The organism is Geobacter sp. 60473 (genome assembly GCF_036323535.1).
GTDB lineage: Bacteria > Desulfobacterota > Desulfuromonadia > Geobacterales > Geobacteraceae > Geobacter > Geobacter sulfurreducens.
Map to the genome: position 1 here is coordinate 2,479,821 of NZ_AP028967.1, position 20,184 is coordinate 2,500,004.

Consider the following 20,184-nt stretch of genomic DNA (forward strand, 5'->3'; position numbering starts at 1 on the left):
CCTATTGTATAGGGGGGACTGAGGGGGGTCGAATAGTCAATGCACTTGTTAGTATCTTGAACGAGGCTCCACATACCGCCATGAACATTACCGACCTTTTCATCCGCCGTCCCGTGCTGGCCCTGGTGGTCAGCCTGATCATCGTCATTGCCGGCCTCCAGGCGATCCGCACCCTGAACGTGCGCCAGTACCCCCGCAGCGAGAACGCGGCGGTGACGGTCACCACCGTGTACGTGGGGGCCAGCGCCGACCTGGTGCGGGGCTTCGTCACCACGCCCCTGGAGCGGGCCATTGCCGCGGCCGACGGCATCGAGTACATGGAGTCCCAGAGCACCCTGGGGCTCTCCACCATCAAGGTGCGCCTGAAGCTGAACTACGACGGCACCAAGGCCCTGGCCGAGATCAGCTCCAAGGTGGACCAGGTGCGCCGCGACCTGCCGCCCGAGGCGGAGGTGCCGGTCATCAACATCGAGTCGGCCGACAGCGAGTTCGCCTCGGCCTATCTGAGCTTCTCCTCTGACATCCTCCAGCAGAACGAGATCACTGACTACCTGGTGCGGATCGTCCAGCCGCGGCTTTCGGCGATCCAGGGGGTGCAGCGGGCCGACGTGCTGGGGGCCCGCACCTTTGCCATGCGGATCTGGCTGAAGCCCGACCGGATGGCGGCCCTCAACGTGAGCCCGGCCCAGGTGCGCGAGGCCCTGGCGGCCAACAACTTCCTGGCCGCCCTGGGGCGGACCAAGGGGTCCCTGATCCAGGTGAACCTCACCGCCAACACTAACCTGAACACGGTGGAGGAGTTCCGGCAACTGGTGGTGCGGCGCCAGGACGGCGCCCTGGTGAGGCTGTCCGACATCGCCGACGTGTCGCTGGGGGCCGAGGACTATGACGCCGAGGTCCGCTTTTCGGGCCAGACCGCCGTGTTCATGGGGATCTGGCCCCTGCCCAACGCCAACTCCCTCGACGTGATCAAGCGGGTCCGGGCGGAGATGGCGGCCATCGAGAAGGATCTCCCCACGGGGCTCCAGGCTCGCGTGGCCTACGACGCCACCAACTACATCGACAACGCCATCAGGGAGGTGCTCAAGACCCTGGGCGAGACCCTGCTCATCGTCATCGTGGTGATCTTCCTGTTCCTGGGCTCCCTCCGCTCCTCCCTGGTGCCGGTGGTGGCGATCCCGGTGTCGCTCATCGGCGCCGTATTCCTGATGCAGGCCTTCGGCTTCACCGTGAACCTGCTGACGCTGCTGGCCATCGTCCTTTCGGTCGGTCTCGTGGTGGACGACGCCATCGTGGTGGTGGAGAACGTGGAGCGGCACATGCGGGAGGGGCAGTCTCCCCTGGAAGCGGCGTTCCTCGGCGCCCGGGAGCTGGTGGGACCCATCATCGCCATGACCATCACCCTGGCCGCGGTGTACCTTCCCATCGGTCTCCAGGGGGGGCTGACCGGCTCCCTGTTCCGGGAGTTCGCCTTTACCCTGGCCGGGGCGGTGACCATTTCCGGGGTGGTGGCCCTGACCCTGTCGCCGGTCATGTCGGCCAAGTTCCTGAAGCCGGGGGCCGGCGAGCATGGCCTGGCCGGGCGCATTAGCCGCGACTTCAACCGGCTCAGGGATGCCTACGGCCGCTGGCTCGACGCCACCCTGGCCATGCGGCCGGCGGTCTACACGGTCTGGCTGGTGGTGAGCCTCCTGGCCATCCCCATGTTTACCATGTCGGCGCGGGAGCTGGCCCCCACCGAGGACCAGGGGGTCATCTTCGGCATCCTGGACGCCTCGGCCAACTCGACCCTGGACCAGACGAGCCGCTACGCCGCCGCGGCCAACAAGGTGTTCATGGGCATCCCCGAGACCGACTTCACCTTCCAGATCACCTTCCCCAACTCGGGCTTCGGCGGCATGGTCACCAAGCCTTGGGACGAGCGGGAGCGGACCGTGTTCCAGATGATGCCCGAGGTTCAGCAGAAGCTGGCCGCCATCCCCGGCATCCAGATGTTTCCGGTGACCCCGCCGGCCCTGCCCGGGGGCGGTCAGTTCCCGGTGGAGTTCATCCTGGCCTCCACGGCCGAGACCGGCCAGATCCTCGAACTCGCCCAGAAGCTCCAGCTGAAGGCCATGCAGAGCGGCATGTTCGCCTTCCCACCCATCATCGACGTGAAGATCGACCAGCCCGAGGCCCGGTTCGAGATCGACCGGGACAAAGTGGCCGCCCTGGGCCTCAACCTGGAGCAGGTGGGGGCCGACCTGGGCGCCATGGTGGGAGGGAACTTCGTCAACCGCTTCGACATCGCCGGACGGAGCTACAAGGTCATCCCCCAGATCGAGCGGGTGGGACGCCTCAACCCCGAGCAGCTCAAGTCGGTCTACATCACCGGCCCCGAAGGAAAGCTCATACCCCTGTCCACCGTCGCCACCCTGAAGGAGACCGTGGTCCCCCGCTCCCTCAACCGGTTCCAGCAGCTGAACGCGGTCAAGCTGAGCGGCGTGGCCGTGCGCCCCCTGGACGAGGCGCTCCGTTTCCTGGAAAAAGAGGCGGCCACGATCCTGCCCCAGGGGTACGTGCTCGATTACACCGGCGAATCGCGCCAGCTCCGCACCGAGGGGAACAAGTTCCTCCCGGCCTTTGCCCTGGCCATCATCCTGATCTTCCTGGTGCTGGCGGCTCAGTTCAACAGCTTCCGGGACCCCTTCGTCATCCTGGCGGGATCGGTCCCCCTGGCCATATTCGGGGCACTCATCTTCACCTTCCTGAAGATGCCCGACCCCAACGTGGCCTTCTGGACCCACGGCTGGACCACCACCCTCAACATCTACTCACAGGTGGGACTGGTGACCCTGGTGGGGCTGGTGTCCAAGAACGGCATCCTGATCGTGGAGTTCGCCAACCAGCTCCAGCTCCAGGGGCTGTCCAAGCACGACGCCGTACGCCAGGCAGCCATGACCCGCCTCAGGCCGATCATGATGACCACCGCGGCCACCATTGCCGGCCACTTTCCCCTGACTCTGGTCTCCGGAGCCGGCGCTGCGGCCCGGAATTCCATCGGCCTCGTGCTGGTGGGGGGGATGTTCGTGGGCACCCTCTTCACCCTGTTCGTGGTCCCCTCCATCTACATGCTGGTGGCCCGCGACCACAGCCGCGACCGGGAGCGCGAGGCGACGGTGGCGGCCGAAGGTGCGGCGACCAATCCCTGACCCCAAGGAGACACCATGAGCTACCGACCCACCCGTGACGATGCCTGGAACCTGCTCGCCGAATACGTGCCCAGCGACAACCTGCGGCGGCACGCCCTGGCCGTGGAGGCGGTGATGCGCCACATGGCACGCAAGCGGGGCGAAGATGAGGAAATGTGGGGTATTATCGGGCTGGTGCACGACATCGACTACGAGCGCCACCCGGACGAGCACTGCGCCCATGCGCCGGAGATCCTGCGTTCCCGCGGCTGGCCCGAGGAGTACATCCGGGCGGTCCTGGCCCACGGCTGGGGCCTGTGCACCGACGTGGAGCCCCTCACCGACCTGGAGAAGACCCTCTACACCATCGACGAGCTGACGGGGCTGGTGGCGGCCGCCGCCCTGGTCCGGCCGTCCCGGAGCATCCTGGACCTGCCGGTGAAGAGCGTGCTCAAGAAATGGAAGGACAAGGCGTTTGCCGCCGGCGCCAACCGGGGGGTCATCGAGCAGGGGGCCGCCATGCTCGGCATGGAGCTGGCCGACCTGATCGGGGAGACCATCGAGGGAATGAAACCGGCGGCCGAGGAAATCGGCCTCAGGGGCACCCTCTGACAGACTGTTGAAAAACTGGCGCAGGGGCCGGATGCGAGCCGGCGGTCAACGGGAAACTACTGACCTGCCGGGCTGCGGCCCGCCTCCTCCAGCCGCCTGATGCTCCCTTCGAGCACGGCGTTGTTCACCCCCATCCCCATGTAGCCGGTCTGGCCGTAGGTGTCGTAGAGCGCCACCTGTCCGGCCAGGTCGGCGATATCGGCCGCCATGCGCCGGTAGCGCTCCGGCTGATCGGCGATGCGGCAGAGCCGTTCGGCCAGGAAATCGGGCAGGTCGTTCTCCTCCCGGGCACGGGCAACGGCCCGCCGCAGTTCCTCGAAGATATCCATGCCATCCCCCCTCATTCGTCCAGCCACCGCAGGGTCCGCTTGATGTCCTCGTGGTCGTAGGCCCACTTGCAGCAGCCGGTCTCGGCGTAGGGATCGTACTCCCTCACCTGGGCCACCAGAATCTCCACCAGGTATTCCTTGCCGGCGTAGCACTCCGGGGTTCTCGCCACGGCCAGGGCCGGGTCGGCCAGCCAGTGGGGGAGCTCGCCCTGCTCGAACTGGGCGAGCGTTGCCTGTTCCAGTTCTTCGAAAACGGTCATTGAAACCTCCTCGTCATGATGCGCGGAGTCCGCGCAGGATGGAGACGACCTCGTCCCAGTCCACGGCCGGGGTCAGGTGGCACCAGGAAAGCCGCAGCGACGTCTCGACCCGCTCCGGGGAAAGCCCCATGGCGGTGAGGACGTGGCTCGGCGCCCGGGTGTGGGAGGTGCAGGCCGAGGTGCTCGACACGGCAATGACTCCTTTGAGGGCGGTGATGGCCCGGTCGGCCTCGATGCCGGCCAGGGAAAGGTTCACGGCATGGGGAAGGACGTGCTCCTGGTCGCCGTTGAGGGTCGGCTCCAGTGGGGCCAGGGCGGCCAGGAGTTTTTCCCGGAAGGCGCGGTTGGCGGCGGAGCGCGCCTCGTGGGTGCGCACCGCCAGCTTGGCTGCCTCGCCGAAACCGGCAATGAGGGGGACGGGCAGGGTTCCGGGCCGCAGCCCCTGCTCCTGGCCGCCGCCCAGCATCAGGGGCCGCAACGGCGGAAAGGCGCGGTCCCGCTTGCGGGCGATGAGGGCGCCCACCCCCTTGGGGGCGTAGATCTTGTGGCCGCTCACGGCGATCAGGTCGATCCGCGGATTGCGCAGCCCGTCGATCTCCTTGCCGAAGCCCTGGGCCGCGTCCACGTGCCAGTAGGCGCCGTGGCCGGCCAGGATCTCAGCCAGTTCGGCCAGGGGCTGGACCACGCCGGTTTCGTTGTTGACGTGCATGGTGGACACGAGAAGGGTGTCAGGCCGGAGCGCCGCACGCAGCCGGTCAGGGTCCAGCCGCCCCGATGCCCCCACGGGGAGGAGCTCCACCTGGAATCCGCGGCGCGCCAGTTCCTCCAGCGGCTCGAGCACCGCCTTGTGCTCGACGTCCGTGCCGATCACATGACGTCGCCCGCATGCCAGGCCGTGGTCCGCCAGGCCCAGGAGCGCCAGATTGTCGGCCTCGGTGGCCCCGCTGGTGAAGATCACCTCGTCCCGCCGGGCAGCCGCCACCTCAGCCACCTGGCCCCGGGCATGCTCAACCGCCAGCCGCGCAAACACGCCGAAATCATGAACGGGGCTCGCCGCGTTGCCGTAATCCCGCTCCATGAAGCGGGTCACCACGGCCATGACGGCCGGCTCCAGGGGGGTCGTGGCATTACAGTCCAGGTAGACGGTCATACAATCCTCCCGCTCCGAACGGTGAGTGGGGACGCGGAGCCACTGCTCTTGCCCCTGTGCTGATAGTAGGCAAGAGAACTCGATAAATACAATAGATTGTTTTTATCGTTTTGATAACAGAATGCTATAATTAACCAACACCGGATGCACAGCGGACAAACACGGGATAAAGGGACTTGATCGCCTGACAACAACTGCGGGTTTCCCGCAGAAACGGTCTTTGCAAATGCAGTCACCCCTGTAACCCATACCGATCAGCTATGGTTCAACAGCATTGACCGGCTCACACCCGCACGAAAGGCCACCCATGGAAATCAGACAGTTGCGCTTTTTCATCGAGATCGCCCGGAAACTGAGCTTCACCCGGGCGGCGGAAACGCTCCACATAGCACAGCCCGCCCTGAGCACCGCCATCAGGAAGCTGGAGGACGAGCTGGGGCTTACGCTCTTCAACCGCAGCGATCGGAAGATCGCCCTCACGGCGGAGGGAGAAACCTTCCTGCGCCACGCAACGGCAATCCTTGACGACGTACGGAAGGCGGAGCGGGAGATGGCCGACATCCGTGGACTAACGGCGGGGGAGGTACGAGTGGGGGTGACTCCGATGCTCAGCACCTATTTTTTCCCGAAGATCATCGCCGGGTTCAAAAAGCGTCACCCTGCGCTGCAGCTATCGGTGTACGGTGACAGCGCCGCGCGGATTCAGCGGATGGTCGCGGGCGGAGAGCTCGATATGGGGGTTGTGGCCGGCGGTGCCATCCCGGAAGACCTGGAATACCATCATCTCCTCCATGAGGAGATCGTGGCCTGCGTTCCGGCCGACCACCCCCTGGCCGGTCGGAAGTCGGTTCCCTTTGCCGAGCTGCTGCGTGAACCGCTGATCCTCTTCAAGGAGGGATACCATCTGCGGGAACTGATCGACGAAGCCGCGGCCCACGCAGGGGAAGCCCCCCGGGCGGTGTTCGAGTCGAACCTCTTCACTCTCATCAGGAACCTGGTCCTGGAGGGAGTCGGGATTTCCTTCCTGCTGCGGATGGTGGTGGCCGGCGAGAAGGATCTTGTAGCGCTGCGCTGCGATCCTCCCCTCCACCTGGACCTCTTCATCGCCTGGAAGCGGCAGACAGGCCTCTCGCGCGCAAACCGCGCCTTCGCCGATTACCTCATTGACCAGACCGACGAATACTACCGGCTGTCGGAGATGTACGGCTCGTTCCCGTTGCCCTAGCGATCAACCTTGACACATCCGGATTGCCTGTTATTTTTTGAGCACAAACCATTCTGCCGGCCCTTCCCCTGCCACCGGAAAACGCACGCTCCCCGACACGGCCTTCGGTCCCTTCCGAAGAGGGGCCTCAACAACCCGGCAAAGGAGGATTCACCATGTCCCAGGCAACGGTAGTAAACGGCGTGAACGTGGACCAGCTCTTGGCCACCATCGAGCAGATCAAGGCAAAACCGGAGATAGCGCTGTTCAAATTCCGCGCCACCAACCAATGGGTGGGGGGAACCCACAACCAGGCAACCATCAAGGATTTCTACGGGGCCGGCGCCGAAGACGACACCCGGAAGCCGATGGTGTTCGACCTGGACGAGCCACCGGTGCTGCTGGGGGAGAACCGGGGCGCCAACCCGGTGGAATACCTCCTGGTTGCCCTGTCGGGCTGCCTCACGACGAGCCTGGTGGCCCATGCGGCGGCCCGGGGCATTGCGCTGCGGGGAGTGAAATCCCGCTACGAGGGTGATATCGACCTGCGGGGCTTCCTGGGGCTGTCCGAGGAGGTGCCGGTGGGATACCGGGAGATCCGGGTCTTCTTCTCCATCGACGCGGACCTGACCGACGGGCAGAAGGAAGAGCTCATCCGGATGGCGCAGAAGTATTCGCCGGTTTACAACACCGTGGCCAAGCCGGTGCCGGTTGCGGTCCTCCTGGACCGGGGCTGACCGAAGGACGGGACAGCAACGGCGGAGGGGTGACGCTCCGTGCCGGATCGTCGGGAAAAGGCAGCGGTGTAGCATTGTGCGGGGAAACGCGGGAGTGGAGTTCGTAAAGGCGGTTGCCGGAGCAACCGTGCCGGACGGAAGTCAGGGAGATGAAATTCTGCCGCCGGGGCAGGCCCCGAGGGTGAACCAGAAGGTGGCGCCGCGGTCGACGGCGGCGTCCGCCCATATTTTCCCGCCGTGGCGATGGATGATTCTCTGGACCGTGGCGAGGCCGATGCCGGTGCCTTCATAGTCATCGCGGGCATGGAGCCGCTGGAACGGGACAAAAAGCTTGTCGGCAAAATTCATGTCGAATCCGGCGCCGTTATCCCTGACAAAAAACATCTGCTGATCGCCCGACGCCATCGCGCCGAATTCGATGCGCGCCCGCTCCGTGCGGGAGGTGAATTTCCAGGCATTGCCGAGCAGGTTGGTCAATACCACCCGGATCAGGTTCCCGTCGCACCGGGCCATGACGTCGTTCGCGACCTCCGTATCCACCAGCCGGTCCGGCGCGGTTTCCCACAGGTCGGCCATGATGTCCCGCGCAATGCCGCTCAGGTTGACGGGGTGACACTCAAGGGGTAAACGGTTCGTCCGTGAGAGACTAAGCAGCTCGTTGATCAGGGAATCCATCCTATGGGCACCGCCTTCGATCCGGGCGAGCAGATCACGGCCCCCGTGGTCGAGCCGGTCGCCGTAGTCCTCCGCGACGACCCGGCTGAACCCGGCAATGTGACGCAGCGGCGCCCGCAGGTCATGGGAAACCGCCGAGCAGAAAGAATCCAGCTCGCGATTGGATAGCTCGAGCTCCCTCGTGCGCTCCCCCACCCTCCGTTCAAGCTCCTCGTTCAGCTGCCGCATCCCCAGTTCGGCGTTCTTGAGTTCGGTGATATCGTGGTTGACGACCAGGACCGCGGCGGACGAATCGTCCGCGCCCCGCTCGGGGATCAGCGTGGTTTCGAAGTGGCGCAGGCCGCGGGGGGACTGGTAGGTAAATTCGAGCCGCTGTTCCCTCCCGGACGAGAAGACTTGGTTGATCGCCGCATCCCAGCGATCGACCAGTTCGTCCGGCATGCCGATCTCCCGGTTGGTCCTGCCGATGAAGTGCTCCGGCGGGAACCCCGTCACCCTTGTTATGGCGGCGCTCACATAGAGATGGCGCAGCTCGCGGTCGAACCGCGCGATGATGTCCGGGATGTTGTCGAGGACGAGCCGGTGGCTCTGCTCCTGCCTCCGCAGCTCGTCTTCCATGAGGCGGCGCTCGGTGATGTCGTTGAAGACCGCCGCGAACTTCCCCTTCTCGGGGCAGTAGGCGCGGACGCTGTAGTATCTGCCGATCGCGCCCGCGTATTCTTCGAACTCCGCCGACCGCCCCGACAGGGCAACGTCCCCGTACCGCTCGATCCAGTGGCGCTCGGTGCCCGGCATCACCTCCAGGACCGTCTTGCCGACGATGTCGGCGGCCTGAAGCCCCGTCATCCGCTCAAAGGCCCCGTTCACCGCCAGGAACCGGTAGTCCGCGGGATTGCCGTCCCGGTCGCAGATCAACTCATGGAGGGCGCAGCCGCTCATCATCTCCTCGAACAGGAGACGATACCGCTCTTCGCTCCGGCAAAGCCTTTCCTGGGCGAGTATTCTGTCCGTCACGTCCCGCGCGGCGGCGAACACCAGGTCCCCCGTCGGTGCGGCGCGCCATTCGAGCCACCGGTACGAACCGTCCCGGACCTCGTAGCGATTGGTAAAATCTTTCACCTGCCGTTGGCGCGCAAGGTCGGACATGGCCCCCATCGTCGCCTCGCGGTCGTCGGGGTGCACCAAGTCGATGAACTTCCTGCCGAGCAACTCATGGAGAGGAAAACCGAGCACCTCTTCCCACGCAGGGTTGAGCCGCCGGAAATACCCGCTGTTGTCGGCCACGCAGAGCAGGTCGAGGCTGTTGCGGAAATAGGTGTCGCATTCTTCCGACTTCTGCCTCAACTCTGCCAGGGCTCGCGAGAATAACGCACTGTCCCTGAAGGTGAGGATCACCTGCCCCAGCGCCGGCAGGAAGGCCGCTTCCACCTCCACCTGCCTGACACCGCCCTCCCGCTGCCTGAGCCCGATCTCGGCACGGGCCGGGCTGCCCGAGGTTGCCGCGTTTATCAACGCGGTGTGCCATGTGCCGGAACCGTCGGTTTCAAACTCGGCCAGAGATAGGGAAAGAAACTCGGCCCGCGGGTAGCCGCTCAAAAGACACAATCCCTCGCCGACGTCGAGCAGCCGCCCCTGGCCGTCGACAACGCAGAAGGCTGCCGCATCCGCGCGGGGGGCTTTGGTCTCTTCCACTGCCTCGTCGTGTGCCATGAAATCGATCATCCTTGTCGAACAGACGATATCTCTCTGCAATGTCGGGTGAGCATAACAGATTACCATCGATCAAACAAACAGTTATGATCATGCCGATGCGGGTACCGTGAAACGTGAGAACCGTCAGGAGGGGTCGTCCGGCGCCTAATATCCGTTCGCCAGTTGTTCTTCCAACTCCCGGTAGACCGCCTCCATGATGCCGTAACGGTGCCAGTGCCCGGCCAGCCTGCGGGCGCATTCGATCATCCCCACGAGTCCGGCGGCGGTGCCGCAGGCCACCAGGGCGGAGAGATCTCCATTGACGACCATAATGATGCCCGCAACGAACAGGGTGAAGCTCGACAGGAAGAGGGCCGTCTCCATGTGCCGGAAGGGGGACTGGAGCATCCGCCCGAGGCGGGCGTAGGCGCGGGCATGGGCCCGCAGGCGGCGCCGGTACTCCTCCAGCTCGGCACCGTGAAACCGGGCGCAGGCCCGTACGTGCAGACGGCGCAGCGCCTGCCTGCTCGATGAGGAAAGGCGTTCGCCCAGGTAGTGTTCAAGTTCCGCGTCAATCATATACGTATCCATATCAACCTCCCTGTGACACGTATCGGCGCAATCGGCCAATCCTTAAAAAAATCTTTCAAAACAACATTTTACATATCACCACCTCATATAAGGCGGACGCGTTCCCTCCGGCCGGCAGGGGGCCATTTGCGAGTTCGGCCGGAGAGGGTATGCTTTCCATGATATCCACACCCCGGAAGGAGACCAAGAACGCCATGATCATCACCACCACTCCCACCATCGAAGGAAAGCGGATCGTCCGCTACTGCGGCGTTGTTGCCGGCGAGGCTATCCTCGGCGCAAACCTGTTCAAGGATCTGTTTGCCAATATCCGCGACATGGTGGGCGGCCGGTCGGCCACCTACGAGCGGGAATTGCAGCGGGCGCGCGACATCGCCCTGCGGGAACTGGAGGAGCGGGCCGAAGAACTGGGCGCCACGGCCGTGGTGGGGGTCGATCTTGACTACGAGGTCATGGGACAGGGGAACGGGATGCTGATGGTCTCGGCCAGCGGTACGGCGGTGGTGGTCGAGTAGAAAGGGAGAGGACGCCATGGCGGAGGGGTTCAAGGACTATTTTTCCGACACTTCCGATGCGTACCGGACCTATCGCCCCGAGTATCCGGACGCGCTCTTCGCGTGGCTGGCCGGGCTTCCGCCCCGCCGGGACGCCGCCCTCGATTGCGGCTGCGGCACCGGCCAGGCATCGGTGGTCCTTGCCAGCTACTTTCCCCGGGTCTATGCGGTGGACCCCAGCGCCGGCCAGATAGCAAACGCCGTCCCCCACGAGGGGGTCGTGTACCGCGTGGCCCCGGCGGAGCAGACAGGGCTGCCCGGTGCGAGCGTTGACCTGGTGGTGGCCGCCCAGGCTCTCCACTGGTTCGACTTCGACCGGTTCTACCCGGAGGTGCGCCGGGTCGGGCGACCCGGCTCCGTATTCGCCGCCTTCAGCTACGGCCTGCTTTCCATCGACGCGGACCTGGACCGGATCATCGGCCGGTTCTACCGCGAGGTGATCGGTCGCTACTGGCCCCCCGAACGGGCCCACGTGGACGACGGCTACCGCTCCATCCCCTTCCCGTTCCCCGAAATCGCTGCGCCTCCCTTTGCCATGGAGGCACGCTGGGAACTGGAGCACCTGCTCGGCTACCTGGCAACCTGGTCTGCGGTCAGGGAATACCGGCAACGGCTCGGCACCGACCCGCTTCCGGAGCTTACCCGGGAGGTGCGGGACGCATGGGGCGTCCCGGAGGAGGCACGAACCATTGCCTGGCCCCTGGCGCTGCGGGTGGGGCGCATCGCGTAGGGCGGTGTCAGCCCCGCCGGTGGGGTATGGATGCCAGGGCCCCCTTGAGGTCCGCCAGGGCCTGCTCGATCTCCACCACGTTTGCCTCGATTTCTTCGAGGTCACCGTTCACGTCCAGTTTGTCGGCAAACTCCTTGATGATCGCCATATGCCCCGCCAGCAGCTCATTGACCCGCGATGTCTCGATGTGTGTCATGGTATACCCTCCTCCCGGTGATCCGGCCTGCGCCGGTTGTCGTCCCCATGGAACGAAAATCAGTATAGCGGTCCTTCCCCCGCTGGCAAGTACCCCAAAAAGAGAGGCACAACCCCTTTCAATCGGGTGGCAATGTGGTACATTAAATTTTACTGTCGTCCCAACGGCCAGCCCACTACACGGAGGTGCATAATGTTCAAGGAGTTCAAGGAATTCGCCATGAAGGGGAATGTGGTCGATCTGGCCATCGGCGTTATCATCGGCGGCGCATTCGGCAAAATCATCACGTCGGCGGTCAATGATATCGTGATGCCTCCCATCGGCCTCCTGATGGGTAAAATGGACTTCTCGAACCTTTTCATCGACCTGTCGGACAAGGGCTACGAGAGCCTCAAGGCAGCCAAGGATGCAGGCGCGCCGGTCATCAGCTACGGTGCCTTCATCAATACGGTCCTGGACTTCGTCATCGTGGCCTTCGTGATCTTCCTGGTGGTCAAGCAGATCAACCGCATGAAAAAGGAGCCGGTGCCCGCCCCGCCCGACACCAAGGAGTGTGCCTTCTGCTGCTCCGCCATCCCCCTGAAGGCCACCCGCTGCCCCCACTGTACATCGGAACAGAAATAGTTTCATCCGGACGGAGGCAATATTACCGCTCCCACGGCTTGATGAGACGAAAAAAGGGCGCTCCCGGCGGAGTGCCCTTTTTTCATGACCAACCGCTTCAGAATGCGGTGTTACTGAACCGACCGCATCCCCTCGGCCACCACCTCGGCGATATCCTTAACCCGGGTCTGGCCGGCCTGTTTGTCCTTGAGCCCGTCCTCGAACATGGTCATGCAGTAGGGGCAGGCGACGCAGATGGTGTCGGGGTTCTTCGACAGGGCCTCGGAGACCCGGTTCAGGTTGATCCGGGTGCCGGTCTGCTCCTCCATCCACATGCGGCCGCCGCCGGCGCCGCAGCAGAACGAGTCCTCCCGGGCCCGGTCGAACTCTGCCGGCGCGGCGCCGGTGACCGTGGCCACCACCTCCCGCGGGGCATCGTAGACGTCGTTGTGCCGCCCAAGGTAGCAGGAGTCGTGGAGAATGATATGCCCCAGCTCGCTCACCCGGCGATTCAGCTTCAGCCGGCCCTCGGCCAGGAGCTGCCGGATCAGTTCCGCGTGGTGGATCACCTCGAGCTCGATGCCGTACTGGCGGTAGTCGTTCTTGAGGGTGGTGAAACAGTGGGGGCATTGGGCAATGACCTTGGTCACCCCCCGCTCCCGGAAGAGAGCCACATTCTCCCGGGCCATCCGGTCGAAGACGTACTCGTTCCCCAGGCGCCTGAGGCTGTCGCCGCAGCACTTCTCGTCCTTGCCGAGGATTCCCCAGGAAATGCCGGCCGCGTCGAGGATCGTCGCCAGGTTGACCGTCACCTGCTTGCTGCGGGAGTCGAAGGAGCCGGCGCACCCCACGTAGAGGAGGTACTCGGTCTCGCCCTTGGCAAAGGGTTTTGCATCCAGGAGGGACGCCCACTTGGTCCGCTCACCGGGGGCGATTCCCCAGGGGTTGGAGCGCTGCTCCATGTTCTCGAAGAGGTTCAGAAGCTCTTCCGGGAACCGGGCCTCCATCTCGACCAGATGGCGCCGCATCCCCACTATCTTGGGCAGGTGCTCGATAAAGACCGGGCAGGCCTCCATGCAGGCCCCGCAGGAGGTGCAGGCCCAGATGGCCTCTTCGGGCACGCTCCCCGGGCCGCCGTCGCCGATGAGCGGCAGGGTCGGCACGCCTCCCCGCTTGAGGAGCGGGCCGTTAGCCAGCAGGTTAACCTTGATGTCGTTCACCACTTGGCGCGGGTTCAGGGGCTTGCCGGTGATGCTGGCGGGGCAGACCTGCTGACAGCGGCCGCACTTGGTGCAGGCAAAGGGGTCGAAGAGATCCTTGACCGTGAACCGGTCCACCTGGCCGACGCCGAAGGTTCGCCCGGCCTCGAAGACTTCGGGGAGCTGGGTGTTGGGCCGGGCCTCCGGATGGAGGAAGCAGTTGGCGATGGCCGTGAAGACGTGCAGGTGCTTGGTGAAGGGGATCAGCACCGTGATGAAGGAGAGGAGCGCGGCGGCATGGAGCCACCAGTAGAAATTGAAGGTGGCCTCGATGTGCTTGGGGGTCAGATCGGCCAGGAATTCGCCGAAGAAGGAGGCGATCGGCATGAAGGCTGCGGCCCGCTCCTCACCCCGGGCGATCTCTGCGGCGCTCACCCCGAAAAAGGCGATCATGTGGACGGCGATGAGCACGAGGATCAGGTACGACTCGAAACTGCGGGCCTCGGGATAGGGGGGGAAGAAAGTCCGCCGCACCAGGGCGATGGCAATGGCCACCAGCGTGAGGGCCGACATGATGTCCGACAGGAACCGGATCGGCACGTAGAGGGCATCGGGCAGCGCCGACAGGCGGGCCGCCGGGAAGACCCCGCTCACCACAAATTCCACGTTCACGAAGACCAGGACCATGCAGGCCCAGAAGATGATCAGGTGGTTCAGGCCGAAGAATTTATGGAGCACCCGCTTCTGGACGAAGGCGTACAGCAGCATCTCCCTGAGTCCCTCGCCGACCCCCCGGAACGTGTAGCCGGGGCGGCCGAGGGCAACAAGGCTCAGCTTGCGGTAGAGGCTCCAGGCAAAGAATGCCAGGGACGCCAGGAGTAGTGGAGCAAAAACGGCAGGATTCGGATGCATGTACATGAACCTCGTAGCAATGAGCGAGATAATTAATTGCGAACTGGTCGGGCAGTGATTTCTAGCCGCCGGTCACGGGGCCCTGACTCTTCAGCTCCCGGATGCGCTGGGTAATGGCCGGGACGATCTGGAACAGGTCACCCACGATGCCGTAGGTGGCCACCTGAAAGATGGGGGCGTCCTTGTCGCGGTTGATGGCGATGACCACGTCGGAATCCTGCATCCCCACCAGGTGCTGGATCGCCCCCGAGATCCCGCAGGCGATGTAAATTTTGGGGCGAACCGTCTTCCCCGTCTGGCCCACCTGGCGCTCGTGGGGCATCCAGCCTGCGTCCACGGCGCTGCGCGACGCCCCCACGACCCCGCCCAGCTCGTCGGCCAGCTCTTTGAGGATGGAGAAGTTCTCCGGCGCCATCATGCCGCGGCCGCCGGAAACGATGAACTCGGCGCCGGCCAGATCCACGTGGTCGCCCTTCTTGTCCCGGATGATCTCCAGGACCTTGGTCAGGATGTCGGCCTCGTTGATGGCGCACTGTTCGCGGACAATCTCGCCCGTGGCCCCCTCGATCCGTTCCGGCATCTTCATGACGTGAGGCCGCACCGTGGCCATCTGGGGCCGGAACCGGTCGCACATGATGGTGGCCATGATGTTCCCGCCGAAGGCAGGGCGGGTCTGCCTCAGGTTCCTCTTGTCGTCCACGTCCAGCCCGGTGCAGTCTGCGGTCAGGCCGGTCTTGACCCGCGTGGCCACCGCGCCCGCCAGGTCGCGGCCCATGCCGGTGGCGCCCATGAGGATGATCTCGGGCTTGTACTTCCCGATCAGGTAGCAGCAGGCTTCCAGGTAAGGCTCGGTCCGGTAGTGGAGGAAGACTTCCTGGTCCAGCAGATAGGCCTTGGTGGCGCCGTAGGCGAACGACTCGCGGCAGAGATGCTCCACGTCGCGGCCGATGACCACGGCGCACAGCTCGGTGCCGAGGCTGCGGGCAAGCTCGCCCCCCACCCCCAGCAGTTCCCAGGAAACCTTGGCCGGCTCACCCTCGGTCTGCTCAATGAAGACCCAGACCCCCCGATAGGCGGCGAGCATCCGGGCCAGGGCAGCCTCTTCCTCGTCCACCTCTTCGGCGGCCCCGCCGGCTCCGGCGGCCTCCTGCCGGCGAGCCAGCTCTTCGAGGATCTTCAGCTCCTCGGGGGTGAAGAACATCTCCAGGGCCTCGGCCGGGCAGACCTTGACGCACTTGACGCAGCCGATGCACTTCTCGCTGAGAATGATCGGCTCGCCGGCGTCGTTCATGTCGATGCAGTTGACCGGGCAGGCGCTCTGGCACCTGGCGCCGCAGGCGATGCACTTTCCTTCGATCAGCCGTGCCCGGCCCCGGGGTTTCTTCGGTTTTACCGGTTGAGTCATTGAATACCTCGTCTATGCGTTCACGCGTTCAGGCGTAGATTCGTCACACCGCCAGCAGGTCCTTTGCCAGCAGTTGATTGATCAGCAGATGGGCCGTGCCCACCGGATCTACCATGCCGTCGCCGATGATCTCTCCCTTTGCCCGCTCCGGTGAGAAGATGCGGCTCACCCAGGTGGGCGACCCCTTGAGGCCGACGCTGTTTACATCAAGGCGCAGGACCTCATTGTTCCAGACTTTGACCGCGGCGTCAACGGAGGCAAGCCGCAGCGGAACGGTGGGATAACGGGGGCGGTTCAGCTCGCGCACCACGGTGATCATGACCGGCAACGGCGCCTCCACCACCTCGTAGCGCCCCTCCAGCTTGCGCCGGACCCTGATCGTGCGGGCCGCTGCGTCCAGGTGCTCGATCCGGTCCACCAGCGTGAGCTGGCTGAACCCGAGGCGAACGGCAATGCCCGGCCCCACCTGGGCGGTATCGCCGTCAATGGTCTGCTTGCCGCAGAAGACGATGCCGATCTCGTCGCCGGCTTCCTCGGCAATCCGCTTGATGGCCGCGGCCAGCACGTTGCTGGTGGAAAGGGTGTCGGCGCCGCCGAAACAGCGGTCTGAGCAGAGGATCGCCTCATCGGCGCCCATGGCCAGCGCCTTCTTGAGGGCGGCTTCGGCATTGGGCGGCCCCATGGAAAGCGCCACGGCCCTGAAGCCGTAGCGGTCCTTGATTCGCAGCCCCTCTTCCAGGGCGTGGGTGTCATAGGGGTTGACGATGAACGGGATACCCTCCCGCACGAGGGTGTTGGTCACCGGATCGATCTGGACCTGGGTGGTATCCGGAACTTGTTTGATGCAGGAAATGGCGAGCATTCATATCCTCCGGCCCGTCAAGGGCCCAGCCGTGAAGGCAGGGGTTCTGCCCTTACTTTAAACAGACGGGCACTATAACAGAAACAGAAAGTGCTAATCAAGCATAGTGTGCTTAAAATGTAGGCATGTATTTTTATTTACACTAAAACATGCCCATTATTTAGGCTGCCAACACGCCATGCCGGTACGCCGCAGCCTACCCCATGCTTCCCAGGCTTGCCAGGGAGAACAGCGTCGACGGATCATAGGCGGGACAGCGCCCCACGCACATGAGGGAGGTCCTGCCGGCCACGGAGAAGCCGGCAGCGTTCAGCAGCGCCGCAACTGACACGTTGCGTGCCGGCGTATCGAGCACCACCCTCCTTGCCGGCCCGGCCACGGCGCGCGCCCCGGCGAACAGGGCCGCGGCGCAGCCGTTGCTGCCGCACCAGGGGCCGATCTGGACGTCGTCGCCGCAGGGCTGTACCACGAGAAAGCCCCCGTCCCCGGCCAGCAGGACGCCGCGCTCCGCCACGGCCGCCAGGAACGCCTCGCGCCGGTCGTCCCACACCTGCCGGTCCAGCGCCACCATCCCTTCCAGGGGCATCACGCCGGCGGACGCCTCTCCCGGAGCTCCGGCACCGACCCAGCGGGTAACGGTGTCCAGCTCCCGGAACCCCATCCGCTCATAGAGAGGACGGCCCGCCGGTGACGCGGTCAGCCAGACCGTTTCCGTGCCGGCGGAAATCAGTTCCTCCATGGCCCGTTCCATGAGCCGGGCGCCGACCCCTCGCCCCCTGAATTCACGTTCGACAATGAGATTGCCGACCCACCCTCCGGTGTCATGCCTGATCGCCGTGACAAATCCCACGGGACGACCGGCCAGAGTGGCGGCGAGACAGCCGCCGGGGAAGGCGCGCTGCAGGAATGTGAACTCCCAGGGGTCACTGATCCACCCCTCTGCACGGGCCAGGGCCAGGAACAGGTCCAGGGATTCGCCGCTGAACGGACCGATCTCCATGATCTCAGGGGGCGGGCGGCAGCGCGCAGGCCGACTCGCCCACGGTCAACTCGGCGCCGATGAGCCCCACGGCATCCGCCCGGCACTGGCGGCAATGCTTGAACTGGCCGATGGCCGCCTCGTTGGCGCGGCGGACCACGTCCAGCTCTTCCGGCGTCGGCGGCACGACATGGGCCAGCTCCGCCTGGGGAATGAGGGGCATGATGTTCATGACAAAGGCGCCGAGCGCTTTCACCGTACGGCCGATGTCGCTGACCTGCCCGTCATTGATCCCGGGGATGAGGACGGTGTTGACCTTGACGGTCATGCCCAGACCGGCGGCGCGCCGTATTCCCTCCAGCTGGTTTTCGATGAGAATCCGCGCCCCCTCTTCCCCCCGGTACACCGTGCCGTGATAGAGGATGTGGCCGTAGATGCGGCTGCCGACGGCGGGGTCGAGGGCGTTGAGGGTCACCGTGAGGCTGTGGAGCCCCAGATCGTGGAGCCGGCCGATGCTTTCGGGTAGCAGGAGGCCGTTGGTGCTCATGCATTTGATGAGGTGAGGGAACTCTTCGCCCACGAGCCTGAAGGTCTCGAAGGTCTCCTCATTTGCCAGGGGATCTCCGGGGCCGGCGATGCCGATGACTTTGATGATCGGTCCCACAACCGGACTCGCCATGACTTCGCGCACCTTGACGATGGCCTCGTCCGGGGTGAGCAGCCGGCTCGTCACCCCAGGGCGAGACTCGTTGGCACAGTCATGCTTGCGGGAACAGTAGCCGCACTTGATGTTGCAGCGGGGTGCCACGGCCAGGTGCATCCGGCCGTTCTTGTGGTGATTGCCGCCAAAACAGGGATGTCCCTGTATCTTCTTCAACTGGTCACAGGACGTTGCCATAGTCGACCTCCGTGGGTGATGAACTGGAAAGGGCGCCGGTCCTCAATCCCCAGCGCCCTTGCCGTGAAACGCAACGAGCCCGGGGTCTCTCGACCGCCGGGCTCCCTTGCCTGCGTGAATGGGGGCGCCGCCGGGGCGCTCCCTTGTATGTGGCGTGCGATACGTCTTCGTATGCCGTATCTTCCCCTTAACATTAAGCGTGCCACAACGGAAAAGTTTCCCCACACACAGGACAATCCACTGAAATCGCAGGGCATTTACCCCGGCCAAACGTATACGCGCACACTATTGTGACTAATTGTTGGGCAGTGACTGACAGGCATTAGGCACATGTATGCCTCAATTGCCGCCGCGCGGGAGGGCTCTGCCCTACAAAGAACCGACGGTCGGGTTTTGAGGATCGACGGGGCGCGCCGGTCAGTTTTTTGCAATCGATGCCGCATGACCTTTTCCTGCGATCCGGCAGAACTTCGCTCCCGCGCCAAGGCGGCCTTCATCGGCCTGGCAGTGGGAGACGCCCTGGGGGCGCCGGTGGAATTCATGACCACGGGCGAGATCAAGGCCAGGCACGGCGTCCTGCGGGAGATCGTCGGCGGCGGCTGGCTGCGCCTCAAACCGGGGCAGGTGACCGACGATACCGACATGTCACTGTGCGTGGCCCGGGGAGTGGCGAAGGCGGGGGAGTGGAACCTGACGGCCATTGCCGAGGAATTCGCCGCATGGCTCCGCTCCAAGCCCGTGGACGTTGGAGACACCTGCCGCCGCGGCATCCGCAACTACATGCTCAAGGGGCTGCTCGAAACCCCCTTCAACCAGTGGGACGCCGGCAACGGCGCCGCCATGCGGATGCTGCCGACGGCCCTGTTCACCATGGGGGACGACAACCTCCTGTGCCGCTGTGCCGTGGAGCAGGGACACCTGACCCACAACCACCCCCTTTCCGACGCAGCCTGCATCGCCCTGGGCAGGCTCGTCCACCTCTCCGTCCTCGGCTTTTCCAAGCCGCGCCTGCGCCGTGAGGCGGACCGGCTCACGGAGAGCCATCCCACCTTCTCCTTCGAGCCCTACCGGGGGCTCGCCACGGGCTACGTGGTCGACACCATGCAGACCGTGCTCCATTTTTTCTTTCGCGGCCGCGACTTCGAAGAGTGCCTCGTCTCCACCGTGAACCAGGGGGGGGATGCCGACACCACCGGCGCCATCATCGGCATGGTCGCCGGCGCCTACTACGGCATGGAGGGAATTCCCCGGCGCTGGCTCAAAAAGATGGACCGGCAAGTGCTGGACGAGATCGGTATCCTGTCGGATCGGCTTATTTCGCTATCACCGGCGCTTCGGAGCGGAAACGGAATTTTGTTGCCTCCCGCTTGACGGTTCCTCCCCGGGCTGGTACACCTTTAGTGCGCCTTAACTAACGGGGCGAAAC

19 protein-coding genes are annotated in these 20,184 nt (G+C 64.7%); 8 read left to right on the forward strand and 11 right to left on the reverse strand.

Going from position 1 to position 20,184, the window contains the following annotated elements; all coding sequences use genetic code 11:
• The first annotated feature begins 80 nt into the window (after positions 1 to 80).
• Together AABA48_RS11235 and AABA48_RS11240 are read left to right on the forward strand one after the other, a co-directional pair.
• A complete protein-coding gene (locus tag AABA48_RS11235; RefSeq protein WP_324311866.1) occupies positions 81 to 3,191 on the forward strand; it encodes an efflux RND transporter permease subunit in 3,111 nt (1,036 codons plus the stop codon).
• Between the two features lie 15 nt (positions 3,192 to 3,206).
• Positions 3,207 to 3,782, forward strand: a complete 576-nt coding sequence (locus AABA48_RS11240; RefSeq protein WP_014551975.1) for an HDIG domain-containing metalloprotein — start codon at positions 3,207 to 3,209, stop codon at positions 3,780 to 3,782.
• Between the two features lie 56 nt (positions 3,783 to 3,838).
• On the opposite strand, the gene AABA48_RS11245 is transcribed toward AABA48_RS11240, so the two are convergent.
• From AABA48_RS11245 to AABA48_RS11255, 3 genes are read right to left on the reverse strand one after another with little or no spacing between them, the layout of a single operon-like run.
• Positions 3,839 to 4,111, reverse strand: a complete 273-nt coding sequence (locus AABA48_RS11245; RefSeq protein ID WP_338270329.1) for a GSU3529 family protein — start codon at positions 4,109 to 4,111, stop codon at positions 3,839 to 3,841.
• 11 nt (positions 4,112 to 4,122) lie between these two features.
• Complete coding sequence (locus AABA48_RS11250) at positions 4,123 to 4,371, reverse strand: GSU3529 family protein (protein WP_010943412.1); 249 nt, start codon at positions 4,369 to 4,371, stop codon at positions 4,123 to 4,125.
• Between the two features lie 13 nt (positions 4,372 to 4,384).
• On the reverse strand, positions 4,385 to 5,521 hold the full coding sequence (locus tag AABA48_RS11255) for a cysteine desulfurase family protein (protein ID WP_286350539.1): 1,137 nt from the start codon (positions 5,519 to 5,521) through the stop codon (positions 4,385 to 4,387).
• Positions 5,522 to 5,828: 307 nt separating this feature from the next.
• Here AABA48_RS11255 and AABA48_RS11260 point away from each other — a divergent pair, with 307 nt between their 5' ends.
• Complete coding sequence (locus AABA48_RS11260) at positions 5,829 to 6,746, forward strand: LysR family transcriptional regulator (protein WP_338270333.1); 918 nt, start codon at positions 5,829 to 5,831, stop codon at positions 6,744 to 6,746.
• Between the two features lie 155 nt (positions 6,747 to 6,901).
• Positions 6,902 to 7,462 (forward strand): OsmC family protein, encoded by a 561-nt coding sequence (locus AABA48_RS11265; protein WP_324311873.1) that lies wholly within the window; start codon positions 6,902 to 6,904, stop codon positions 7,460 to 7,462.
• A gap of 141 nt (positions 7,463 to 7,603) precedes the next feature.
• Here the strand turns inward: AABA48_RS11265 and AABA48_RS11270 are convergent, their stop codons facing one another.
• Positions 7,604 to 9,847 (reverse strand): PAS domain S-box protein, encoded by a 2,244-nt coding sequence (locus AABA48_RS11270; RefSeq protein WP_338270336.1) that lies wholly within the window; start codon positions 9,845 to 9,847, stop codon positions 7,604 to 7,606.
• A 147-nt stretch (positions 9,848 to 9,994) separates the two neighbouring features.
• Positions 9,995 to 10,420 (reverse strand): GSU0071 family protein, encoded by a 426-nt coding sequence (locus tag AABA48_RS11275; RefSeq protein WP_338270338.1) that lies wholly within the window; start codon positions 10,418 to 10,420, stop codon positions 9,995 to 9,997.
• Between the two features lie 194 nt (positions 10,421 to 10,614).
• Between AABA48_RS11275 and AABA48_RS11280 the strand changes: the two genes are divergently transcribed.
• Both AABA48_RS11280 and AABA48_RS11285 read left to right on the forward strand, forming a co-directional pair.
• A complete protein-coding gene (locus tag AABA48_RS11280; RefSeq protein ID WP_010943418.1) occupies positions 10,615 to 10,935 on the forward strand; it encodes a heavy metal-binding domain-containing protein in 321 nt (106 codons plus the stop codon).
• Positions 10,936 to 10,951: 16 nt separating this feature from the next.
• The gene (locus AABA48_RS11285) at positions 10,952 to 11,704 is read left to right on the forward strand and encodes a class I SAM-dependent methyltransferase (RefSeq protein ID WP_286350542.1); all 753 of its coding nucleotides are present in this window, start codon (positions 10,952 to 10,954) and stop codon (positions 11,702 to 11,704) included.
• Positions 11,705 to 11,711: 7 nt separating this feature from the next.
• Here the strand turns inward: AABA48_RS11285 and AABA48_RS11290 are convergent, their stop codons facing one another.
• Positions 11,712 to 11,900: a hypothetical protein gene (locus AABA48_RS11290; protein ID WP_014551981.1), complete on the reverse strand. Its 189-nt coding sequence runs from the start codon at positions 11,898 to 11,900 to the stop codon at positions 11,712 to 11,714.
• 192 nt (positions 11,901 to 12,092) lie between these two features.
• Between AABA48_RS11290 and mscL the strand changes: the two genes are divergently transcribed.
• The gene (mscL, locus tag AABA48_RS11295) at positions 12,093 to 12,524 is read left to right on the forward strand and encodes a large conductance mechanosensitive channel protein MscL (RefSeq protein ID WP_286350543.1); all 432 of its coding nucleotides are present in this window, start codon (positions 12,093 to 12,095) and stop codon (positions 12,522 to 12,524) included.
• A 110-nt stretch (positions 12,525 to 12,634) separates the two neighbouring features.
• Here the strand turns inward: mscL and AABA48_RS11300 are convergent, their stop codons facing one another.
• From AABA48_RS11300 to AABA48_RS11320, 5 genes are all read right to left on the reverse strand, one after another.
• Entirely contained in the window at positions 12,635 to 14,620 is a 1,986-nt protein-coding gene (locus tag AABA48_RS11300; RefSeq protein ID WP_286350544.1) for a heterodisulfide reductase-related iron-sulfur binding cluster, read from the reverse strand.
• Between the two features lie 55 nt (positions 14,621 to 14,675).
• Positions 14,676 to 16,019 carry an electron transfer flavoprotein subunit alpha gene (locus AABA48_RS11305; RefSeq protein WP_286350545.1) on the reverse strand — a complete coding sequence of 448 codons (1,344 nt, stop codon included), beginning with the start codon at positions 16,017 to 16,019 and terminating at the stop codon, positions 14,676 to 14,678.
• 43 nt (positions 16,020 to 16,062) lie between these two features.
• The gene (locus AABA48_RS11310; RefSeq protein ID WP_286350546.1) at positions 16,063 to 16,881 is read right to left on the reverse strand and encodes an electron transfer flavoprotein subunit beta/FixA family protein; all 819 of its coding nucleotides are present in this window, start codon (positions 16,879 to 16,881) and stop codon (positions 16,063 to 16,065) included.
• Between the two features lie 196 nt (positions 16,882 to 17,077).
• On the reverse strand, positions 17,078 to 17,881 hold the full coding sequence (locus AABA48_RS11315; protein ID WP_286350547.1) for a GNAT family N-acetyltransferase: 804 nt from the start codon (positions 17,879 to 17,881) through the stop codon (positions 17,078 to 17,080).
• Positions 17,882 to 17,885: 4 nt separating this feature from the next.
• Positions 17,886 to 18,758: a radical SAM protein gene (locus AABA48_RS11320; RefSeq protein WP_286350548.1), complete on the reverse strand. Its 873-nt coding sequence runs from the start codon at positions 18,756 to 18,758 to the stop codon at positions 17,886 to 17,888.
• 441 nt (positions 18,759 to 19,199) lie between these two features.
• On the opposite strand from AABA48_RS11320, the gene draG reads away from it, so the two are divergent.
• Entirely contained in the window at positions 19,200 to 20,129 is a 930-nt protein-coding gene (gene draG, locus AABA48_RS11325; protein WP_286350549.1) for an ADP-ribosyl-[dinitrogen reductase] hydrolase, read from the forward strand.
• Positions 20,130 to 20,184 lie beyond the last annotated feature (55 nt).